This is a genomic window from Cronobacter condimenti 1330 (genome assembly GCF_001277255.1).
Classification (GTDB): Bacteria; Pseudomonadota; Gammaproteobacteria; order Enterobacterales; family Enterobacteriaceae; genus Cronobacter; species Cronobacter condimenti.
Genome location: NZ_CP012264.1, coordinates 154,838 through 174,384, shown reverse-complemented (window position 1 = coordinate 174,384; position 19,547 = coordinate 154,838). Strand labels below are relative to the sequence as shown.

The following is a 19,547-nucleotide window of genomic DNA, read 5'->3' as shown; positions in this document are numbered from 1 at the left end:
CTCTCTACAGAGCGGGCTTCTTCTTTCCGCGTTCACGTCTGCCTTCACACATCAAGCCAAAAGAGAGGCGCATTATCACGCCAGGGCCGGAATCGCTCGCCAAAAAGCGCCTTATCCATCCCCCCTGTCATTAAGCATTCTGAGCACGGTCTTTTCCTGGGGCGTCAGATTGTCTTTTACCCCGTTGCGGTAAACCAGCAGCAGCCGAAGGTAGTAAACAATGCCTGTTACGCAAGGATTCCCTTCTGCGAACTGCCTTCCGTAATGGTTTCTCACGTGACATAAACCACATCCATCTCTGCCTGTAGCCACCGCTTATTGCAACAGCGCCAGGGCGGACGAGAGCGTGAGAACCAACAGAAAAAGCCCGCCGCCGGTATCGACGACCACTTTCAGCCAGCGCACCGAAAAACGGCGGGTGGTCACAACGATTGCGCCGCCACACACGATAAGCCACAGCGCCATGATGGCGACATGCACGCTGGCGAGCGCCAGATAATGCACAAACGCAGAACCCGCAAAGGCTGGCACAACCGTCAGCCAGAGCAGAATCGCTTTGAGGTTAAAAAGGTTCGCCAGTAGTGCTTCTTTCACGCCTGCGCCGCGTCCGGTATCGTGCCGGGGCCGTCGCCAGGCCTGAATCCCGCTGGCAATAAGCCGCAGCGCCAGCCAGAGCAGATAGAGCGTGCCCGTCACCTGTAAAGCACCCATCACCGGCGGATAACGCACCAGCAGTTGTGTAACGCCAAGCCCGACCAGCGAGGCGTGAATATAAATCCCGAGCATCGTGCCCACGATGACGCTAAACACGCCCGAAAGCCCCCGGTGAATCACATTGTTCATCGCCAGCGTAAAGCTGGCTCCGGGTGAGAGCGCGACTGGCGCAATGGCCAGCACAAAACCTGAAATATCCACAGTATCCCCGCCTGTTCACATAAGCGGTTACTTAACCATAATCACGGCGGGTGCGATATTCACCAGAAATTGCGGCGCATTACCTTCCTTTACGATGCGTTTTTGCAGGTGCGCCATACTCAATAATGGAATCCGGTTTGTCACAGAAGGAAAGACCATGCGTAAGTTTATTGGCTTTGACGTAGGCGGTACCCATATCAAACACGGCCTTATCACCGAAGAAGGCGAAGAGCTCTTAAACGACGAATATGACACTCACTACGATCCCGAAGACTTTAAAAACGCGTGGCGCGAGGTGGTGGAGCACTATCAGCAACAGCATGATATTGCCGGTATCGGCGTGAGTTTCCCGGGCTATATCAACCCCGGCACCGGGCATGTGCCGAAGGCTGGCGCGCTCGATTTCCTCGACGGCTGTAACCTGCTGGACCTCTTCGGCGAACTGACCTCGCTGCCGGTGACCGTAGAAAACGATGCTAACTGCGCCGCGCTCGGCGAGATGTGGCGCGGCGCGGGGCAGCGATATGACTCGTTTATCTGTATGACCATCGGCACCGGCATTGGCGGCGGGCTTATTCTCAACCGCGAGCTGTTACGCGGCGCGCACTTTCGCGCTGGCGAGTTTGGCGTGATCCCGGTGGGCGATAACGGTGAAAACATGCACCAGATAGCCTCAGCGCGCGGGCTGATGGAGGCAAGCCGTCAGGCGCTGGCGCTGGCGTCCGACGCCCCGCTGCATGGCAAAGCGATTTTCGAGCGCATGGAGCATGACGTGCATCTGCGTGAAGTGGTGGAACGCTGGGTCGGGTATCTGGCGCGCGGCGTTTATAGCGTGGTGTCGCTCTATGATCCGCAGGTGGTGTTAATTGGCGGCGGCATCAGCCAGCAAAAGGCGCTGTATCCAATGCTTGCGCGCAGCCTCGAAAAATATAACTTCTGGGATGCGCTACAGGTGCCGATTCAGCCCTGTCAGCTTGGCAATCAGGCCGGGCGACTGGGCGCGGTATGGCTTGCGAAACAAAAATCATAGCCCCGCCAGCGCGGGGCAGCAGGGTTACATCGCCGCGCGATAAATCGCCATGATTTCCGCGTGGCTTGCCTGTAGCGGATTAGTGAAACCACAGGCATCTTTGAGCGCGTTTTGCGCCAGCTGCGCGATGTCCTCGTCACGCACTCTCAGCTCCCGTAAACCTGTGGGAATATTAACCTTACGGGCCAGCTCGCAAATAGCCGTGATACAGGCCTCGGCTCCTTCTGTATCGCTCATATTGCGCACGTCGATATCCATCGCCGCCGCGCAATCACGCAACCGGCGCGCCGCCACTTTACTGTTGAAGCGCTGAACATGCGGCAGCAGCACCGCGTTGCACACGCCGTGGGGCAGATCGTAAAAACCGCCTAACTGGTGCGCCATCGCATGCACATAGCCCAGCGAGGCATTGTTAAACGCCATACCCGCCATGAACTGCGCCCAGGCCATCGCTTCGCGCGCGACAACGTTATCGCCCTCTTCCACCGCCTGCGGCAACGAGCGGACGATCATGGCGATCGCTTTCAGCGCGCAGGCATCAGTAATGGGCGTGGCGGCAGTGGAAACATACGCCTCTATCGCGTGGGTCAGCGCATCCATACCCGTCGCGGCGGTCAACGATTTCGGCATTCCCATCATTAACGCCGGATCGTTAACTGACATCACCGGCGTCACGTGTTTATCGACAATCGCCATTTTTACGTGCCGCTCTTTATCGGTAATAATGCAAAACCGCGTCATTTCAGACGCAGTGCCCGCTGTGGTGTTGATGGCAATCATCGGCAGTTGCGGTTTTCGTGAGCGGTCAACGCCTTCGTAATCGCGAATATCGCCCCCGTTCGCGGCCACCAGCGCAATACCTTTCGCGCAGTCGTGCGGCGAACCGCCACCCAGCGACACCACGCAGTCACAGCGGTGCGCGCGCAGCAGATTCAATCCCGCTTCAACGTTTTCCGTCGTCGGGTTCGGGTGAGTGCCGTCGAAAACCACGCTGCGGATGCCCTTTTGCGCCAGCATGTCCTTAAGCTGACCCGCCATGCCCAGGGCCGACAACATACCGTCCGTCACAATCAGCGCATGGCGATAACCATATTCGCTGGCCGTTTTCAGCGCCTCATCGAGACTATTCATACCAATCATATTAATTGAGGGAATATAAAAAACAGACGCAGTCATACTCATTATCCTTAATGAATGAAATGTGACCTTGAAAATACACTGCCTGTCAGGGTGAAAAAAGCGAACTGCCGGGAAATACAGCGAATGCGGCGTTAAAAAGCACCATAAAATAAAAAATTCAGGGTGCGTTAATTAATTATTCAGGACGTGATTGAGAGAAAGGGAATATATATTTCTCTCATATATATTCCCGTGAACGATCGGTATTTCAGACAGCAGCATTAAACAGCGCGCTGTCGCGAAGTAAATGCTCATTGCCGCGACGACGGGTAAAACCGATACGGTCGAAATATTCCAGAATCTGAATGGCAAGCTTACGGCCGACATTCAGGCTGTCGCGGAAATCAGCGGCGACGGTCGCGCCTTTTTCCTGATCGAGCGTGCGGATCAGATCGGCAAACGCCACAATGCGATCGTGACGGTAGTAGCGATCTTTCACGATCGCAGTGATAAAGCCCTGCTGTGCGGCCAGCCGTAAGAGCTGTCGCATCGCCTTCTCATCGGTGCCTGCTTCGCGCGCCAGATCGCGTACCCACCAGGGTTCATCGCCAAAAAGCCCCTGGATGTTTTCCCACAGCGCCTGCTGCGCCTCACTGAACCCGGCTTTGTGGCCCGGCAAATGCAGCCAGCCTTCACGGCTCGCAAGCTCTCCGTCACGCCGCATTCGCTCAATGAGCGCCAGCACCAGCGGCTCTGGCTCGGAGGGCAGCGCCATGCGCCGCAGGCGTTCGCGGCCCGGCCCGGGTTCTTCACTGTGGGTTTCGTGGTAGCGCGCAAGCGTCGCCAGCAGTTTTTCCTGCCAGCGCGCCGCGAGATCGCTACTCAGCAGATACCCGTTCGCCTGAAGATAATCCGCGCTGTCTGCGAGCACGTCGAGCGCCGAAGCGGAAAGCTGTCGCGCCCAGCCGAAAGACGAAAGAGACACTGCGCCGCGCGAGGCGTGAAGACGCAGCGCGTCGGCGTCACCTGCCGCGTCGGCAAGGTGCGCTAAAAACGCGAGAAATTCTGGCTGGCGTTTGCCGCGTCGCGGCGTGTCCAGCGTGACGACGCGCGCGCCGGCAAGCGTATGGCGCGCACTGATATCGCGCAGCACCAGCCGATCGTTATCGGCCAGAAACAGCGGCGTATCAAGCACCAGCTCGGCCAGTTTGTCATCCAGCAAGGAGACCCGCCCGGTGACGTGGCTTGCGGCATGGTGGATATGCAGCGGCTGCCACTGTTGCAGCGGCGCATGGCTTGCGAGCGTGACGATGACCCGCTCTGCGGCCTGCGGCGGCGCGTCGGTCAACAGCCAGTCGCCGCGCCGGATATCCGCTTTTTGCGCATCGCCGCTGATATTGAGCGCGATGCGCTGCCCGGCGAATGCATGGTCCGTCGGCTGGTTCTGCGCATGGAGGCCACGCACGCGCATCGGGGTTTTCGCGCCGGTGAGATACAGCGTATCCCCTACGTTGACCTCACCAGAAAGCGCGGTGCCGGTCACTACCAGCCCGGCACCTTTTACGGTAAACGCACGGTCGATAGCGAGGCGAAAGCGCTGTCCGGAAGCGTGCGGGCGCTCAGACAACTGGCGTAAATGGTCGCGTAGCGCCTCAACGCCCGCGCCTTCGGTGGCCGCCGTAACAAACAGGCTGGCGTCATGCCAGCCGTAGCCGCGCAGCGTCGCCAGTACGTCCTCTTTCACATGCGCCACGCGTGCGTCGTCGACCCGGTCGGCTTTGGTCAGCGCCACCGTAATCGACGGCTGGCCGGTCAGTTGTAAAATAGCCAGATGCTCGCGGGTCTGGGCCATGACGCCGTCGTCGCACGCCACCATCAGCAGCGCATGATCGATGCCGCCCACGCCTGCCAGCATATTGGCGAGAAACTTTTCGTGCCCCGGCACATCGATAAAGCCAATAACGCGCCCATCCGGCTGCGGCCAGTAGGCGTAACCGAGATCGATAGTCATGCCGCGTTTTTTCTCTTCCGGCAGACGGTCGGCGTTAATGCCGGTAAGCGCTTCAAGCAGCGTCGTTTTGCCGTGGTCTACATGCCCGGCGGTGGCGATAATCATTGCAACAGCATCTCCATCAGTCCTGCTTCATCTTCAAGACAGCGTAAATCGAGCCATAACCGCCCTTCGCCGACCCGGCCAATCACCGGCACCGGCAGTCGACGCCAGCGGGCGGCGAGCGCCTCCAGGCGGCTGCCGCGGCCATCGCGCGGGGTAAACGTCAGCGCAGCGCCAGGCAGTCTGTCTACCGGCAGCGAGCCACTGCCGATTTGCGACAGACAGGGCATCACTTCCACCAGAAATTCCTCGCCGTAGCGTGCCGCAAGCGCCGGGTGCAGGCGCTGGGCCTGCGCGCTGATATCTGCCGCCTGGCGCGTGAGGAGCCGAAGCGTAGGCAGCCGTTCAGTGAGTTTTTCCGGGTGCAGGTACAGGCGCAACGTAGCGTCAAGCGCGGCCAGCGTCATTTTATCGGCGCGCAGCGCACGTTTAAGCGGGTGTTTCTGAAGCGTCTCGATAAAGGCTTTTTTACCAACGATAATCCCCGCCTGCGGCCCGCCTGGCAGTTTATCGCCGGAAAAACTCACAAGACTTGCGCCGGCCGCCAGCGCCTCCTGAGGAAGGGGTTCTTTTGGCAGCCCATACTGGCTCAGATCGATAAGCGATCCGCTGCCGAGGTCAACCACCAGCGGCACGTCAGATGCCTGCGCCAGTTCAGCGGCGTCCACCGCTTTGGTAAAACCTTCAATCTGGTAATTGCTGGTGTGGACTTTCATCAGCAGCGCGGTCTGCTCGCTAATCGCGTCCAGATAATCTTTCAGGTGCGTGCGGTTGGTCGTGCCGACTTCCACCAGCAGGCAGCCTGCCTGGCGCATCACGTCCGGGATACGGAACGCGCCGCCAATTTCCACCAGCTCGCCACGCGACACGATCACCTCTTTGCCCATGCCGAGCGCCGCCAGCATCAGTAAAACCGCGGCGGCGTTGTTATTGACGATACAGGCATCTTCCGCGCCGGTGAGTTCGCAAAGCAGCGCCGCCAGCGCGCGATCGCGATGCCCGCGCTCGCCGCCCTCGGCGTCATACTCCAGCGTGACGGGCGAGCGCATGGCGCGGGTGACCGCCTCCACGGCCTCTTCCGCCTGCAACGCGCGGCCAAGATTCGTGTGAAGCACTGTACCGGTAAGGTTGAACACCGGTCGCAGCGCGCCTTGCGAGGCGCGCGCAAGCCGGGCTTCGGCCTCCTTATGCCACGCCTCGCACCATGCGGGCAGCGCTTGCTGCTCGCGGATAGCGGCGCGCGCGTCGTCCTGCATCGTGCGAAGCAGGTTAACCACACGAGTGTGGCCGTAGGTATCCAGCAAAGGCTGAAACGCGCTGTCGCGCAACAGGCGGTCGGTGGCGGGAAGCTGACTGTAAAGCAGACGGGAATCGGTCGTCATGGCACGCATAAACCTGGATAAAACGTGGCGTTAATCTAACAGGAAACGCGGGGCAGTTCAGTCCCCGCGCAGGGCGAGCGCAACAAAGGGCGGTTTGCCGCCCCTGTGCGACACGTCAGATCAGGCGGCTGGCGGCTCGGTACGCGCGAAGCTTTCGCGGGCGAACAGCGTCTCCACCAGTTTCACCAGATGCGGGCGCTGCGCGCACCAGCCCGGCGCCACGCGGCGAAAATTGAGATACCCGATGGCGCAGCCGACAGCGATGGTGGCAAGCGTTAGCGTCTGCGCATTCAGCGTGCCGTCCGCCACGTACCCTTCCAGCGCATCAAGCCCGCGGTTGATTTTATCACGCTGGCGCAGCAGTTCATTTTCCGACTGCTGAGCCGCCGGACGCGCCTGTTCACGCACAGAGACCAGCGCCGCATCCATGATGCCGTCTGCGAGCGCCTCCAGCTGGCGCACCTTCAGGGCCGCGAGCGGCTCCTGCGGCACCAGCGCCGGTTGAATATTCAGCAGTTCAATGTATTGCGCGATGATAGGCGAATCAAACCATATGTCGCCCTCTTCAGACACCAGCGCCGGCACTTTCCCGAGCGGGTTATAGTGCGCCATGCCGTTCTGCTCGGCATACGGCGATTCGTTGATAAATTCAAACGTGATGCCTTTTTCGAGCAACATGACGGAAATTTTGCGCACAAACGGGCTGGTGTAACTACCGATAAGTTTCATGACCGGGTCCTTTTACGTTAACGCCAACGGGAGTTTAAGTATGGGTCAGGATACGCGAAAAGGGCGCCCGGCGACGCGGTAAAACGCAGGGCCCGCCTCTCTTTACGACACACTTTTTTCATCATCTTCCTGCTGTAACTTTCTTACAGACTATTCTTTGTAGCGTGGGTAAAAAATGTACGGTGTTCGTTCGGATTATTCCTGGGAAATATTTTGTGATTTACATCACAAATGAATAACAAAGTTCCCGCAGAGAAATGTGATTTTATTCACATTTATGGGGCTATGACGACGCTATTTTGCGCATTGTCTTTTTTTTACACGCTAATTTTGTGATTGATATCACGCTATAACACCCCTGACACCCCAGCTTCGCGTGATCAGGATCACACTTAAAGCACCTGTCTGGACACCATAACGATTCAGTGCCAGATTTCGCGTCATCAGAGCATGGGTCCGGCTACCTCTGCCGCCACGTTAACAATAAACCTCGGGCCGCAAGCCTGCGCGTAAACATAAGAAGGGGTGTTCTATGTCATCCGATATCAAGATCAAGGTGCAAAGCTTTGGTCGCTTCCTCAGCAATATGGTAATGCCTAACATCGGCGCGTTTATCGCCTGGGGTATTATCACCGCATTATTTATTCCCACAGGATGGTGGCCAAACGAGACGCTGGCGAAGCTGGTCGGGCCGATGATCACCTATCTGCTGCCGCTGCTTATCGGTTATACCGGCGGTAAGCTTGTCGGCGGCGAGCGCGGCGGCGTGGTCGGCGCGATCACAACGATGGGCGTGATTGTCGGTGCGGACATCCCGATGTTCCTCGGCGCGATGATCGCAGGCCCGCTTGGCGGCCTCTGCATCAAGAAATTCGATGCCTCCGTTGACGGCAAAATTAAATCCGGCTTTGAAATGCTGGTGAACAACTTCTCCGCGGGTATCATTGGTATGATCCTCGCGCTTCTGGCGTTCCTCGGCATCGGCCCGGCGGTAGAAGTGCTCTCCAAAGTGCTGGCCGCTGGCGTGAACTTCATGGTTGTTCACGACATGCTGCCGCTGGCGTCTATCTTCGTTGAACCGGCAAAAATCCTGTTCCTGAACAACGCCATCAACCACGGTATCTTCTCACCGCTGGGTATTCAGCAATCGCACGAGCTTGGCAAATCTATCTTCTTCCTGATTGAAGCCAACCCGGGCCCAGGTATGGGTATTCTGCTGGCGTACATGTTCTTTGGTCGCGGTAGCGCCAAACAGTCTGCGGGCGGCGCGGCTATCATCCACTTCCTGGGCGGTATCCATGAGATTTACTTCCCGTATGTGCTGATGAACCCGCGTCTGATTATCGCCGTTATCCTGGGCGGTATGACTGGCGTATTCTGCCTGACCGTTCTCAACGGTGGTCTGGTGTCTCCGGCGTCTCCGGGTTCTATCCTGGCGGTGCTCGCGATGACCCCGAAAGGCGCGTACTTCGCAAACCTGGTGGCGATTTTCGCTGCGATGGCGGTCTCCTTCGTCGTCGCCGCTATTCTGCTGAAAACCAGCAAAGTGAAAGAAGAAGACGATATCGATGCGGCAAACCGTCGCATGCAGGATATGAAAGCGCAGTCTAAAGGCGCAGCCACGGCACCGACCGCTAATGCGGATCTGAGCAACGACCTGAGCCATGTGCGTAAAATCATCGTCGCCTGCGACGCCGGTATGGGTTCCAGCGCCATGGGCGCAGGCGTACTGCGTAAGAAAGTGCAGGACGCGGGTCTGAGCCATATCTCTGTCACCAACAGCGCCATTAACAGTCTGCCGGGCGATGTGGATCTGGTCATTACCCACCGCGACCTGACCGAGCGCGCTATGCGCCAGGCACCGCACGCGCAGCACATTTCGCTGACTAACTTCCTGGACAGCGGCCTGTATTCCGGTTTGACGGAACGTCTGGTTGCCGCACAGCGCCATACCCAGAACGAAGAGAAAGTCCGCACCAGCCTTCAGGACAGCTTCGATGCAAACGACAGTCACCTGTTTAAGCTCAGCGCGGACAACATCTTCCTTGGGCGTCAGGCCGCGACCAAAGAAGAGGCGATTCGCTTTGCGGGCGAACAACTGGTGAAAGGCGGCTACGTGCAGCCGGAGTATGTGGAAGCGATGCTGGAGCGCGAGAAACTCACCCCGACCTATCTTGGCGAGTCCATCGCTGTGCCGCACGGCACCGTGGAAGCGAAAGACCGCGTGCTGAAAACCGGCGTGGTGTTCTGTCAGTATCCGCAGGGCGTGCGTTTCGGTGAAGAAGAAGACGATATCGCCCGCCTGGTGATCGGTATCGCAGCGCGCAACAATGAGCACATTCAGGTGATTACCAGCCTGACCAACGCGCTGGATGATGAAAGCGTGATTGAGCGCCTGGCGCACACCGAGAGCGTTGATGAAGTGCTGGCGCTGCTGTCGGGTAAAAACGTGGCGTAACGCCACCCAGAGAGGGACGCTGTCCCTCTCTTTGCTTTGTGCTATTGAGAAGTTCTTGAGACGTTATTGAGATGTTTGTGCTCCACCAGGGCAACCTTACCTCTCCCACTTCGGGAGAGGGCAAGGGAAAGGGAGGTCGCACGCAGCACCCTTTCCCCCGCCCTCTCGGGTGACACAGTTTCCGCTTTAAGTAAGAAGGTATTCCCATGAAAGCATTACATTTTGGCGCAGGTAATATTGGTCGTGGCTTTATTGGCAAACTGCTTGCAGACGCGGGCATCGGCCTGACATTCGCCGACGTTAACCAGACGGTGCTGGACGCATTAAACGCACGCCACAGCTACCAGGTGCGCGTGGTCGGTGGACAGGAGCAGATTGATACCGTATCCGGCGTAGACGCCGTAAACAGCACCAGCGACGACGTGGTGACGCTTATCGCTCAGGTCGACCTTGTAACTACCGCCGTCGGCCCGGTCGTGCTGGAACGCATCGCGCCGGCTATCGCGAAAGGTCTGGCGTTGCGTAAAGCGCAAGGTAACGCGCGCCCGCTCAACATCATCGCCTGCGAAAACATGGTTCGCGGCACCAGCCAGCTGAAAACGCATGTGTTTAACGCACTCAGCGATGACGACAAAACCTGGGTGGAAGGCCATGTCGGCTTTGTCGATTCCGCCGTTGACCGTATTGTTCCGCCGTCCGCCTCTGCCGCCAGTGACCCGCTGGAAGTCACCGTTGAAACCTTCAGCGAGTGGATTGTCGACAAAACCCAGTTCAAGGGCGAGCTGCCGACCATTGCGGGTATGGAACTCACCGACAACCTGATGGCTTTTGTTGAGCGCAAGCTCTTCACCCTGAACACCGGGCATGCTATAACCGCCTACCTCGGAAAACAGGCCGGTCATCAGACCATTCGCGACGCCATTCTGGATGAGAAAATTCGTCTGGTGGTGCGCGGTGCGATGGAAGAGAGCGGCGCGGTGCTGATTAAACGTTACGGCTTTGACGACGCGAAGCATGCCGCTTACATCGAGAAGATTTTAGGCCGCTTTGAAAACCCGTATCTCAAAGATGACGTGGAGCGCGTGGGCCGTCAGCCGCTGCGCAAACTGAGCGCGGGCGACCGTCTGATCAAACCGCTGCTGGGCACGCTGGAATATGGCCTGCCGCACCACAATCTGGTGCTGGGTATCGCCGCGGCGATGCACTTCCGCAGTGAAGAAGATCCGCAGGCGCAGGAGCTGGCGCAGCTTATCGCCGATAAAGGGCCGCAGGCCGCACTGGCGCAGGTGTCGGGTCTTGAGGCTGACAGCGATGTCGTCGCTGAAGCCGTCAACGCGTATAACGCAACAGTGTAATGAATAACGGGCGCGGCTGAGTCTGCGCCCGCTGATGACTTGTCAGATATGCAGGCAATGATGGAAGAAACCCAGGCCTTTGAAAACCGTGTGCTTGAGCGTCTGAATGCTGGCAAAACCGTAAGAAGCCTGTTGATCGCCGCCGTTGAGCTCCTCACCGAGGCGGTCAACATTCTGGTGTTGCAGGTGTTTCGTAAAGACGACTACGCGGTTAAATATGCCGTTGAGCCGTTGCTCGACGGAAGCGGCCCGCTGGGCGATCTCTCTGTGCGCCTGAAGCTGATTTATGGGCTTGGCGTAATAAGCCGTGCCGAATACGAGGATTGCGAACTCCTCATGGCGCTGCGCGAAGAGCTGAACCACGACGGCAACGACTACGCCTTTACCGACGATGAAATTTTAGGCCCCTTCGGCGAACTGCATTGCGTTGCTGCGCTGCCGCCTGCGCCGCCTGCGCTCGAAAGCAGCGACCCGCAACTCATCCAGATGCAAAAACAGCGTTACCAGCAGGTGGTACGCTCCACGATGGTCCTCTCTCTGACCGAGCTGCTCTCAAGGATTAGCTTAAAAAAAGCGTTCCAGAAGTAGCGTCGGTGGCCGCATAGCTCTTCTGTCTCCCCCCTTCCGTCTGGCCGCTGCGTAACAGCCGTTATCCGCTCTGTGCTACACTCCGACGCAGTTAATTTTGCGGAAAAGAGTCATGAAACGAGAACTTGCCATCGAATTTTCACGCGTCACCGAAGCGGCGGCGCTGGCCGGATACAAATGGCTGGGGCGCGGCGATAAAAACCTTGCTGACGGCGCGGCCGTTAACGCCATGCGCATTATGCTCAATAAAGTCGATATCGACGGGCAGATTGTGATTGGCGAAGGGGAAATCGATGAAGCGCCGATGCTCTACATCGGCGAGAAGGTCGGCACCGGAACCGGCGACGCCGTGGATATCGCGGTCGATCCTATCGAAGGCACGCGTATGACCGCGATGGGTCAGGCCAACGCGCTGGCGGTGCTGGCGGTGGGTGATAAAGGCAGCTTCCTGAACGCGCCCGATATGTATATGGAAAAGCTGATTGTTGGCCCCGGCGCGAAAGGCGTGATTGATCTTAGCCTGCCCCTTGAGGACAACCTTAACCACATCGCCGCTGCGCTCGGCAAACCGCTTAGCGACCTTACCGTCACCATCCTCGCCAAACCGCGCCACGATGTGGTTATCGCACAGATGCAGCAGCTTGGCGTGCGCGTCTTCGCGATCCCTGACGGCGACGTGGCGGCGTCTATCCTTACCTGTATGCCCGACAGCGAAGTGGATGTGCTTTACGGCATCGGCGGCGCGCCAGAAGGCGTGGTCTCCGCCGCGGTTATCCGTGCGCTGGATGGCGATATGCAGGGCCGCCTGCTGGCGCGTCATATCGTGAAAGGTGATACGCCGGAAAACCGCCGCATCGGCGAGCAAGAGCTGGCGCGCTGTCAGGCGATGGGTATCGAGGCGGGCAACGTGCTGAAACTCGATGAAATGGCGCGCAACGACAATGTGATTTTCTCGGCAACCGGCATCACCAAAGGCGATCTCCTGGACGGCATTACCCGCAAGGGCAATATCGCCACGACCGAGACGCTGCTGATCCGCGGCAAATCGCGCACTATTCGTCGTATTCAGTCGATTCATTATCTCGATCGCAAAGACCCGGAGATACAGACGCACATTCTCTGAACGTTTGTCTGAATGAGCTTTCCGGCCCGTACGGGCTGGAAATGCCGCGCTTCTCTGGCGAAGATAAAGCAACAGTTAACACAGGAGCGAAACATGGCGGATTGGGTTACAGGTAAAGTGGTCCGGGTACAGCACTGGACCGATTCTCTCTTCAGTCTCGTGGTTAACGCCCCTGTCGCGCCCTTCACCGCTGGTCAATTTACTAAGCTTGGCCTTGAGATAGACGGCGAGCGCGTTCAGCGCGCCTATTCGTACGTCAACGCGCCCGGTAACCCGGATCTTGAGTTTTATCTGGTGACGGTGCCGGAGGGCAAACTCAGCCCGCGCCTGCACGCGATGCAGCCCGGCGATGAGGTGATGGTAGTCAGTGACGCGGCGGGCTTTTTCGTGCTGGAAGAAATCCCGGAGTGCGAAACGCTCTGGATGCTGGCGACCGGCACCGCCATCGGCCCGTATCTGTCGATTCTTCAGGAAGGCAAAGACCTTGAACGGTTTAAAAACCTCGTGCTGGTACATGCCGTGCGTTACGCCCAGGATTTGAGCTATCTGCCGCTGATGCTGGAACTACAACAGCGGTATGAAGGCAAATTACGGATACAAACGGTCGTGAGCCGGGAAACGGTCTCGGGCTCGCTCACCGGGCGCGTGCCAGCGCTGATAGAGAACGGCGCGCTGGAAGAGGCGGTCGGGCTGCCGATGGACACCGCGACCAGCCACGTGATGCTGTGCGGGAACCCGCAAATGGTGCGCGACACGCAGCAACTGCTGAAAGAAACGCGCGAGATGGCGAAACATTTGCGCCGCCGTCCAGGCCATATGACGGCGGAGCACTACTGGTAATCAGCGGTACTTCACGTCGCGGGTTTCTTTGCCGTATTTATTCTCGCCCTGGGTGCCGAGAAACGCGCCCAGGTCCAGCACCATCATGACCATAATAAGCGTCGGGATGAAGCGCCCTACGGCCCACTGCCAGATGCCGCCAAGCACCGCCCAGTTCCCGGCGAGAAGCATCCACGCAAGGATCATCAATAACGCCCACAGGCCCGATTTTCCACGGTCGTGGAGGCGTTTTACGACTACCGCCGCCGTCGGCCATAGCAGGCAGACGAGAATAAATGCCGCGGTTTGTGTGTTAAGTAAATCGTTGCCGGTCAGGGTGAAAAGGATAATCATCAACGCCACCCAAAGCGCCATCCAGGCCCAGAAATCACGACGGCCAATACGGCCTTTAAATGAGAACAACCACTGCTGAAGGGTCATAGCCTAAACCTTACTGTGTGCGTGGCGCACAGTTTACCCTGGTGCGGACGGGTTTTGACAAGCCAGCCCGATATCGTTTTAATCCCTGTGATACCTAACCGGGAAAGGTGAATCATGAAGCCGCTGTTTTATCTTCTTTTTCTGACGCTGCCGCTGGCCACGCGCTTCGCCGATGCCGAAACCGACCCGGAGACCCTGACGCCGACCGCGCCTTATCTCCTGCCCGGCTCGCCCACGTTTGACCTCTCTATTTCTCAGTTTCGCGAACAATTTAATACCGAAAATCCCACGCTGCCGCTCAATGAGTTTCGCGCCATCGACGTGAAGGGCGACAAGCTCAACCTGATGCGGGCCGCCAGCAAAATTAATGAAAATCTCTATGCCTCAACGGCGCTGGAGCGCGGTACGCTGAAAATCAAAAGCATTCAGATAACGTGGCTGCCCATTCAGGGGCCTGAGCAAAAGGCCGCAAAAGCCAAAGCGCTGGATTATATGGCCGCGCTGCTTCGAAGCTTTACCCCGAAAATGGGTAAAGTGCAGAGCCAGCAGCGGTTGACGCGTCTGCTTACTGACGGCAAAGGTAAACGCTACTTCAGCCAGGCCGAAGGCGCTATCCGCTATGTGGTAGCGGACAGCGGCGAAAAGGGGCTGACCTTCGCTGTTGAACCGATTAAGCTTGCGCTATCGCAAACGCTGGAAGGGAGCAATAAATGACAAAAAGCAAAGCCTTTCCGGGGACGAATCTCTATACTGTTTCACAGACCACGCTGCCTGACGGGCAGCAATATTCCTTAATTCGCTTAGCGCGTGGAGAATGAAAATGCGACATCCTTTAGTGATGGGTAACTGGAAACTGAACGGCAGCCGCCACATGGTGAACGAGCTGGTAGCTAACCTGCGTAAAGAACTGGCTGGCGTGACCGGCTGTGGCGTCGCTATCGCCCCGCCGGCGATGTATCTGGATCTGGCTAAGCAGGCCGCCGCAGGTAGCCACATCATTCTTGGTGCCCAGAACGTCGACGTTAATCTGTCTGGCGCGTTCACCGGTGAAACCTCCGCTGAGATGCTCAAAGATATCGGCGCGAAATACATCATTATCGGCCACTCCGAGCGTCGTACGTACCACGCAGAATCTGATGAACTCATCGCGAAGAAATTCGCTGTGCTGAAAGAGCAGGGTCTGATTCCGGTACTGTGCCTTGGTGAAACCGAAGCAGAAAACGAAGCGGGCAAAACGGAAGAAGTTTGCGCACGTCAGATTGACGCTGTGCTGAAAACCCAAGGCGCTGCCGCTTTCGAAGGCGCAGTCATTGCTTACGAACCGGTATGGGCTATCGGTACCGGCAAATCCGCGACCCCGGCGCAGGCGCAGGCGGTTCACAAATTCATCCGTGACCATATCGCCAAAGCAGACGCGAAAATCGCCGAGCAGGTTATCATTCAGTACGGCGGCTCCGTAAACGCAGCTAACGCCGCTGAGCTCTTCACCCAGCCGGACATCGACGGTGCGCTGGTTGGCGGTGCCTCTCTGAAGGCCGACGCTTTCGCCGTTATCGTGAAAGCCGCTGAAGAAGCGAAAAAAGCGTAATACGTCGCGCCGCTCTTTCGGGCGGCGCTTTTATTCCTTCCGCAACATCTCTCTCGCCTCAGGCGCTCTTCTGCTGACGGTGAAATTTAATACTCTGCATAATTTCCTGATACTGCCAGTGGTGCGACTCCAGAAACCCGCCGACGCAGGTGCCGATATAGCACACCATCTTTTTCCCTTCCGGCGAATCGTTTAACAGGATGACCGTCTGGCGCTGATACACCGGCGTATTGTCTTCCATATACTGGTAAAACATATCGACCGCAGGTTCACCGTCCACGTCGGTCATCTCCGTAGAGACCAGACGGAACTCCGGCAGGGAGGATTCCATTTCTCTGACGATGCGGGCGGCAACAGCATGTACTTTGTCATCCGCATTGGCAGAGGCTCGGGAAACCACAAAAGTTAATTCACTTACGTTACTGTCACTAACGGGGAATAAATTCATAACTCAGTCTTTATCTATTTTGGGCGTAACACGCTCTGCTACCTGTGAAAAAAAGAATAAACGACACCGCACGGGCGACCGCCATAATTAACGCTTACAGTTCTAAGGGTGAATTTGTGTTAGGAAAACCTGATTTCCGGCAGAGGATAACGCGTTTCGTCGGGCAATTAAAAGACCTGACGACAATTTCATGCGCTATATGAGAGTTATTCAATAAAGACAGTAAGTTATAGGCGATCTCATTATGCCAGAAAAGCCAACTTATCGTCTTTTATATGCTTTTACTGTGAATATGATCAGGCAAATTAGCCGTTCCGCTTGCAGATAAGCATTAATTGATAAATGATAGGTGTAGATATCGGCTCGTTCCCTTGCAAAATATGGGTAACAATAGCAAATCCCCGCTATCCTCGTTAAAAATCCAGGGCTCGTTCTTATTAAGGTAATAATTTAACGCTTTGCCACAATCATCGAAGGTTGCGCTCTGTTTTGACTATTAGCAGCTATCATCACTTGAGCAAAATGCTTACTACCCCGACAGAAGTCGCCCCGGCTCCTGTAGCGTAACCATAACAGCAGCAACATTTAGCGCTTATAGAGCGTGTTTAGAAAGTCATCAAAGGAATCGGCAACCTCAAAAAGATCATCCCCGCCCGGGGCATAAAGATAGATGCAGCCGTAATCATCTTTTTTTAAGGATATAAAAACCGTGTTGCCACCATTATCGTAAGCGAACGGAACGAACTCCTTTGCATGCCACGGACCATACTCGCTATCGGCAGGAGAAATAGTGTCGATATCAGTAATGAGTTCCTCAATGGTAAGCTGCCCATATTTTACAGGAATAAAACCGCCGAGTGGTATGCCCCACCGGTCTGCCTCAACGTCCTCCTCGCCTAAAAAACCACCGTTAATCCTTAAGTAATGGTCTTTGAAAGCGTCTGGTAATGGCTCAGTAAAGCCCTTTGCAAATTCGCTAAATTCATTTTCATTAATGTGCTTTCCAGCGTCGACTAATTCAACCATAGTTTATTGCTCCTGAGAATAGTCATACTTAGAATAATCCTACTGCTATAATACGATTTTATCCAAAAAAGATCGCTTAAGTATACTATTAACGACTGAAGAAACCCTCGATAAAACAGCACGATTTCTCGTTATGGATGTGGTTAAAGCGCCCGTTAAATTATGATGAGGGAATAACAAGCGCTCCGGCTCCCGGTCGCTCTGGTCATTCTGGTCATTCTGGTCATTTTGGTCATTCTGCTTAAAGAGCGGTATATTGTCCTAAAGGCCAGTGTATTCGATGAAGTTGCAGAAAAAACTCTTAAATAAAAAGCATTAATCATAATAGGGTATATTTTCAGAGACTCTGCCAAAAATCTTGATTTACAGCGCCAACCGCACCTGCAACTTCTGAAACAGTTCCTTCTTTCAAAAAAAGTGAGCCAACACCTCTTACAAATAATTCAAAAGTCTTTGAAATCTCTTCTTTCTGAAATTGGTAGGATTCTCCGCTAATACCATAAATTTTATTATTATTGTTATTCAGCAAAATGGTATAAGGATCAGAAATAGCAATTACAATAACCCCCTCAGGTCTTCTATGACCCACCCACCAGTGATTGAAATCATTTTCTTTATTTAGTTTAATCAACGTATTTACATAATCCTCACCGGTTCCAAAAGCAACATTCCCGAGAGAGAAATTATCGAGATTGTAAGTCTTCAAAAACACCAAGAAATCATTGCATATTTTAATATTAAGATTTGACTCCAGTTTTGATAAGTTAGCAAGAGCGCTGCCCCTCGTTTTAAGAATCAAATCATCCATTTCACCCTGATACGGATCGAACTTCTCATGTAACTTCTTTTCAATTTCAGGAATTGTTAATAACATTTGGATTAATAACCTTTTGATAGTTAAGAAATAAAGTTAATATGAAGCTTTATAAATAAAGCAACTTCTCCGGTCAATTCTTGGAATTACATGTATTCTTTCTCCCACTGAGAAAATATTTTTTTATAATTTTCATGGTCGTGTGTTGTAAAGGGCGTATTTTTAATAACTTTTATAAGACAACCAAAAAAATTTAGTTTTCAACAGCGCCTCATCACGTACAGGATTTATACCGATAAAATAGGTATAAACGCCATCCTTACTATCTTCCCTAAAATACCCATCCTTCTCCGTATCTGTTACTATAACGGTTATCATTTCACCTATAGGCTGTTGCGGCGTATATGAAGATAACTGTGTTATCAAAATTTTAAGTTCTGGATAAAGCTTATTATAAACTTTAGATAGTTTCCTATCGTCAACAGCAATGGTTAGTGAGACTTTCATAATTTCCTACTAGTTTTAATAGTAAACTGGATTATAAGGCGGCATTTCACCAAATATCCGCTCGAGAACCTCGTATCGACTAGCGTTCAGTTAAATGTAAAATCTGCCATCGAAACAGAACGGTTCGCCGAGATGTTAAAATGCACATGACTGCTCTGACTGTGGATATATTTATGTATATACTTTCTCCGCTTGTGCCGAAACGTCACCATTCATTGCAAGCTTAATTTCTCGCGAACAGTTTCGTAGCCTTCCCTGCCCCACATCCCGCTGCCCTATCAAGTTAATGTGGTTACAACGTTCAAATACTAATCATTTCATTGTCGCGCGAATTAATAAAACAAACCGCGCACCGGTATCCGTAAATATAAAAATGAGCAATGACACAGAGAGCAGTTCAATATTAACCTAAAAGAAGGAGTAAAAGCGATTGTAATAAAGAACTGAACATTAAGCCAACGAAGCAAACATTTCTTGGCTTAATTATTTTAAAGAAATGACACACTGACTCTGTCGGGTTTTATTAACACATATTGATGATTGATATAGCCATATTCTTGGTTATATATTTCCTCACTGAATACTATTCCGTTGGCGAATATTTTATCATCAATTTTAAATCCTCTAATTTCATATCCAACCGTATCGCCTTGTCTAGTTATTGACAACTCACCTTCAGACTGAGGTTCAATGGTTTCATCATCTAAAAATGAAAGCTCAACCTCAACGAGATAAATATTCCCTTTAATAATCTCATATGGACAATGGTTAATAAAACAGCAGATACTCACTTCACCAAAACACAACAAAACTTCCTCATTTACGTCATTATTAATTTCGATGACTTTAGAGTAATATTTCATTTTATAATCCGTCCTCATTACCAGGAACTACTTGGTCGGTGCGGTCCCAGCGGTAGCGGCGTTCGAACACCAGCTTCCGGCGGGCGTCCAGCACCGTGCGCTGCGTGACGCGCCCCACGGTGTCGTAACGGGTCTCCTGCGAGAGCACGCCCTGGCTGCGGGAAATTTCCCGGTGCAGGCGGTCGCGCCCGTAGGCCGCCAGCGTGTGCGTCGCCCCGCCGTGGCGTAC

Annotated in this window: 19 protein-coding genes and 2 pseudogenes; 8 read left to right on the top strand and 13 right to left on the bottom strand. The window is 54.5% G+C overall.

Going from position 1 to position 19,547, the window contains the following annotated elements:
- Positions 1-111 precede the first annotated feature (111 nt).
- Positions 112-216, bottom strand: a pseudogene (locus tag AFK62_RS22995) (type II toxin-antitoxin system RelE/ParE family toxin); the annotation flags it as partial.
- Between the two features lie 99 nt (positions 217-315).
- Positions 316-915 (bottom strand): LysE family translocator, encoded by a 600-nt coding sequence (locus AFK62_RS00830; RefSeq protein ID WP_007667678.1) that lies wholly within the window; start codon positions 913-915, stop codon positions 316-318.
- 157 nt (positions 916-1,072) lie between these two features.
- On the opposite strand from AFK62_RS00830, the gene AFK62_RS00825 reads away from it, so the two are divergent.
- Positions 1,073-1,945: an ROK family protein gene (locus tag AFK62_RS00825; protein ID WP_007667666.1), complete on the top strand. Its 873-nt coding sequence runs from the start codon at positions 1,073-1,075 to the stop codon at positions 1,943-1,945.
- Between the two features lie 24 nt (positions 1,946-1,969).
- Here AFK62_RS00825 and yiaY read toward each other — a convergent pair whose 3' ends face one another.
- The 4 genes from yiaY to AFK62_RS00805 all read right to left on the bottom strand — a co-directional run bounded on the left by yiaY (position 1,970) and on the right by AFK62_RS00805 (position 7,288).
- Entirely contained in the window at positions 1,970-3,121 is a 1,152-nt protein-coding gene (yiaY, locus tag AFK62_RS00820) for an L-threonine dehydrogenase (protein WP_007667663.1), read from the bottom strand.
- 211 nt (positions 3,122-3,332) lie between these two features.
- Positions 3,333-5,180, bottom strand: coding sequence for a selenocysteine-specific translation elongation factor (gene selB, locus AFK62_RS00815; protein WP_007667661.1), 1,848 nt, complete (start codon positions 5,178-5,180; stop codon positions 3,333-3,335).
- Entirely contained in the window at positions 5,177-6,559 is a 1,383-nt protein-coding gene (selA, locus tag AFK62_RS00810; RefSeq protein ID WP_007667658.1) for an L-seryl-tRNA(Sec) selenium transferase, read from the bottom strand. Before selA ends, selB begins: the two co-directional genes overlap by 4 nt.
- A gap of 120 nt (positions 6,560-6,679) precedes the next feature.
- Complete coding sequence (locus AFK62_RS00805; protein ID WP_007667657.1) at positions 6,680-7,288, bottom strand: glutathione S-transferase; 609 nt, start codon at positions 7,286-7,288, stop codon at positions 6,680-6,682.
- Positions 7,289-7,820: 532 nt separating this feature from the next.
- Here AFK62_RS00805 and AFK62_RS00800 point away from each other — a divergent pair.
- The 5 genes from AFK62_RS00800 to fpr all read left to right on the top strand — a co-directional run bounded on the left by AFK62_RS00800 (position 7,821) and on the right by fpr (position 13,652).
- Positions 7,821-9,746: a PTS mannitol transporter subunit IICBA gene (locus AFK62_RS00800; protein WP_053531672.1), complete on the top strand. Its 1,926-nt coding sequence runs from the start codon at positions 7,821-7,823 to the stop codon at positions 9,744-9,746.
- Positions 9,747-9,952: 206 nt separating this feature from the next.
- On the top strand, positions 9,953-11,101 hold the full coding sequence (gene mtlD, locus AFK62_RS00795; protein ID WP_007677677.1) for a mannitol-1-phosphate 5-dehydrogenase: 1,149 nt from the start codon (positions 9,953-9,955) through the stop codon (positions 11,099-11,101).
- Between the two features lie 48 nt (positions 11,102-11,149).
- Positions 11,150-11,689: a mannitol operon repressor MtlR gene (gene mtlR / locus AFK62_RS00790; protein WP_007677674.1), complete on the top strand. Its 540-nt coding sequence runs from the start codon at positions 11,150-11,152 to the stop codon at positions 11,687-11,689.
- 112 nt (positions 11,690-11,801) lie between these two features.
- Positions 11,802-12,812, top strand: coding sequence for a class II fructose-bisphosphatase (glpX, locus tag AFK62_RS00785; protein WP_007677672.1), 1,011 nt, complete (start codon positions 11,802-11,804; stop codon positions 12,810-12,812).
- A 93-nt stretch (positions 12,813-12,905) separates the two neighbouring features.
- Positions 12,906-13,652 (top strand): ferredoxin--NADP(+) reductase, encoded by a 747-nt coding sequence (gene fpr, locus AFK62_RS00780; protein ID WP_007677670.1) that lies wholly within the window; start codon positions 12,906-12,908, stop codon positions 13,650-13,652.
- Here fpr and AFK62_RS00775 read toward each other — a convergent pair whose 3' ends face one another.
- On the bottom strand, positions 13,653-14,072 hold the full coding sequence (locus tag AFK62_RS00775; RefSeq protein ID WP_007677668.1) for a DUF805 domain-containing protein: 420 nt from the start codon (positions 14,070-14,072) through the stop codon (positions 13,653-13,655).
- 114 nt (positions 14,073-14,186) lie between these two features.
- On the opposite strand from AFK62_RS00775, the gene AFK62_RS00770 reads away from it, so the two are divergent.
- Positions 14,187-14,786, top strand: a complete 600-nt coding sequence (locus AFK62_RS00770) for a YiiQ family protein (protein WP_053531671.1) — start codon at positions 14,187-14,189, stop codon at positions 14,784-14,786.
- A gap of 106 nt (positions 14,787-14,892) precedes the next feature.
- Positions 14,893-15,660, top strand: coding sequence for a triose-phosphate isomerase (gene tpiA, locus AFK62_RS00765; RefSeq protein WP_032984714.1), 768 nt, complete (start codon positions 14,893-14,895; stop codon positions 15,658-15,660).
- 58 nt (positions 15,661-15,718) lie between these two features.
- On the opposite strand, the gene AFK62_RS00760 is transcribed toward tpiA, so the two are convergent.
- The 6 genes and pseudogenes from AFK62_RS00760 to AFK62_RS23035 all read right to left on the bottom strand — a co-directional run.
- Entirely contained in the window at positions 15,719-16,108 is a 390-nt protein-coding gene (locus tag AFK62_RS00760) for a DcrB-related protein (protein WP_032984713.1), read from the bottom strand.
- A 585-nt stretch (positions 16,109-16,693) separates the two neighbouring features.
- Positions 16,694-17,134 (bottom strand): SMI1/KNR4 family protein, encoded by a 441-nt coding sequence (locus tag AFK62_RS00755; protein WP_007677661.1) that lies wholly within the window; start codon positions 17,132-17,134, stop codon positions 16,694-16,696.
- A 337-nt stretch (positions 17,135-17,471) separates the two neighbouring features.
- Positions 17,472-18,008, bottom strand: a complete 537-nt coding sequence (locus tag AFK62_RS00750) for an SMI1/KNR4 family protein (protein ID WP_007677658.1) — start codon at positions 18,006-18,008, stop codon at positions 17,472-17,474.
- Positions 18,009-18,170: 162 nt separating this feature from the next.
- Positions 18,171-18,455 carry a hypothetical protein gene (locus AFK62_RS20680; RefSeq protein WP_226991931.1) on the bottom strand — a complete coding sequence of 95 codons (285 nt, stop codon included), beginning with the start codon at positions 18,453-18,455 and terminating at the stop codon, positions 18,171-18,173.
- Between the two features lie 488 nt (positions 18,456-18,943).
- Positions 18,944-19,318: a hypothetical protein gene (locus tag AFK62_RS00745; protein WP_032984711.1), complete on the bottom strand. Its 375-nt coding sequence runs from the start codon at positions 19,316-19,318 to the stop codon at positions 18,944-18,946.
- A 25-nt stretch (positions 19,319-19,343) separates the two neighbouring features.
- Positions 19,344-19,547 (bottom strand): annotated as a pseudogene (locus tag AFK62_RS23035) (RHS repeat-associated core domain-containing protein); the annotation flags it as partial.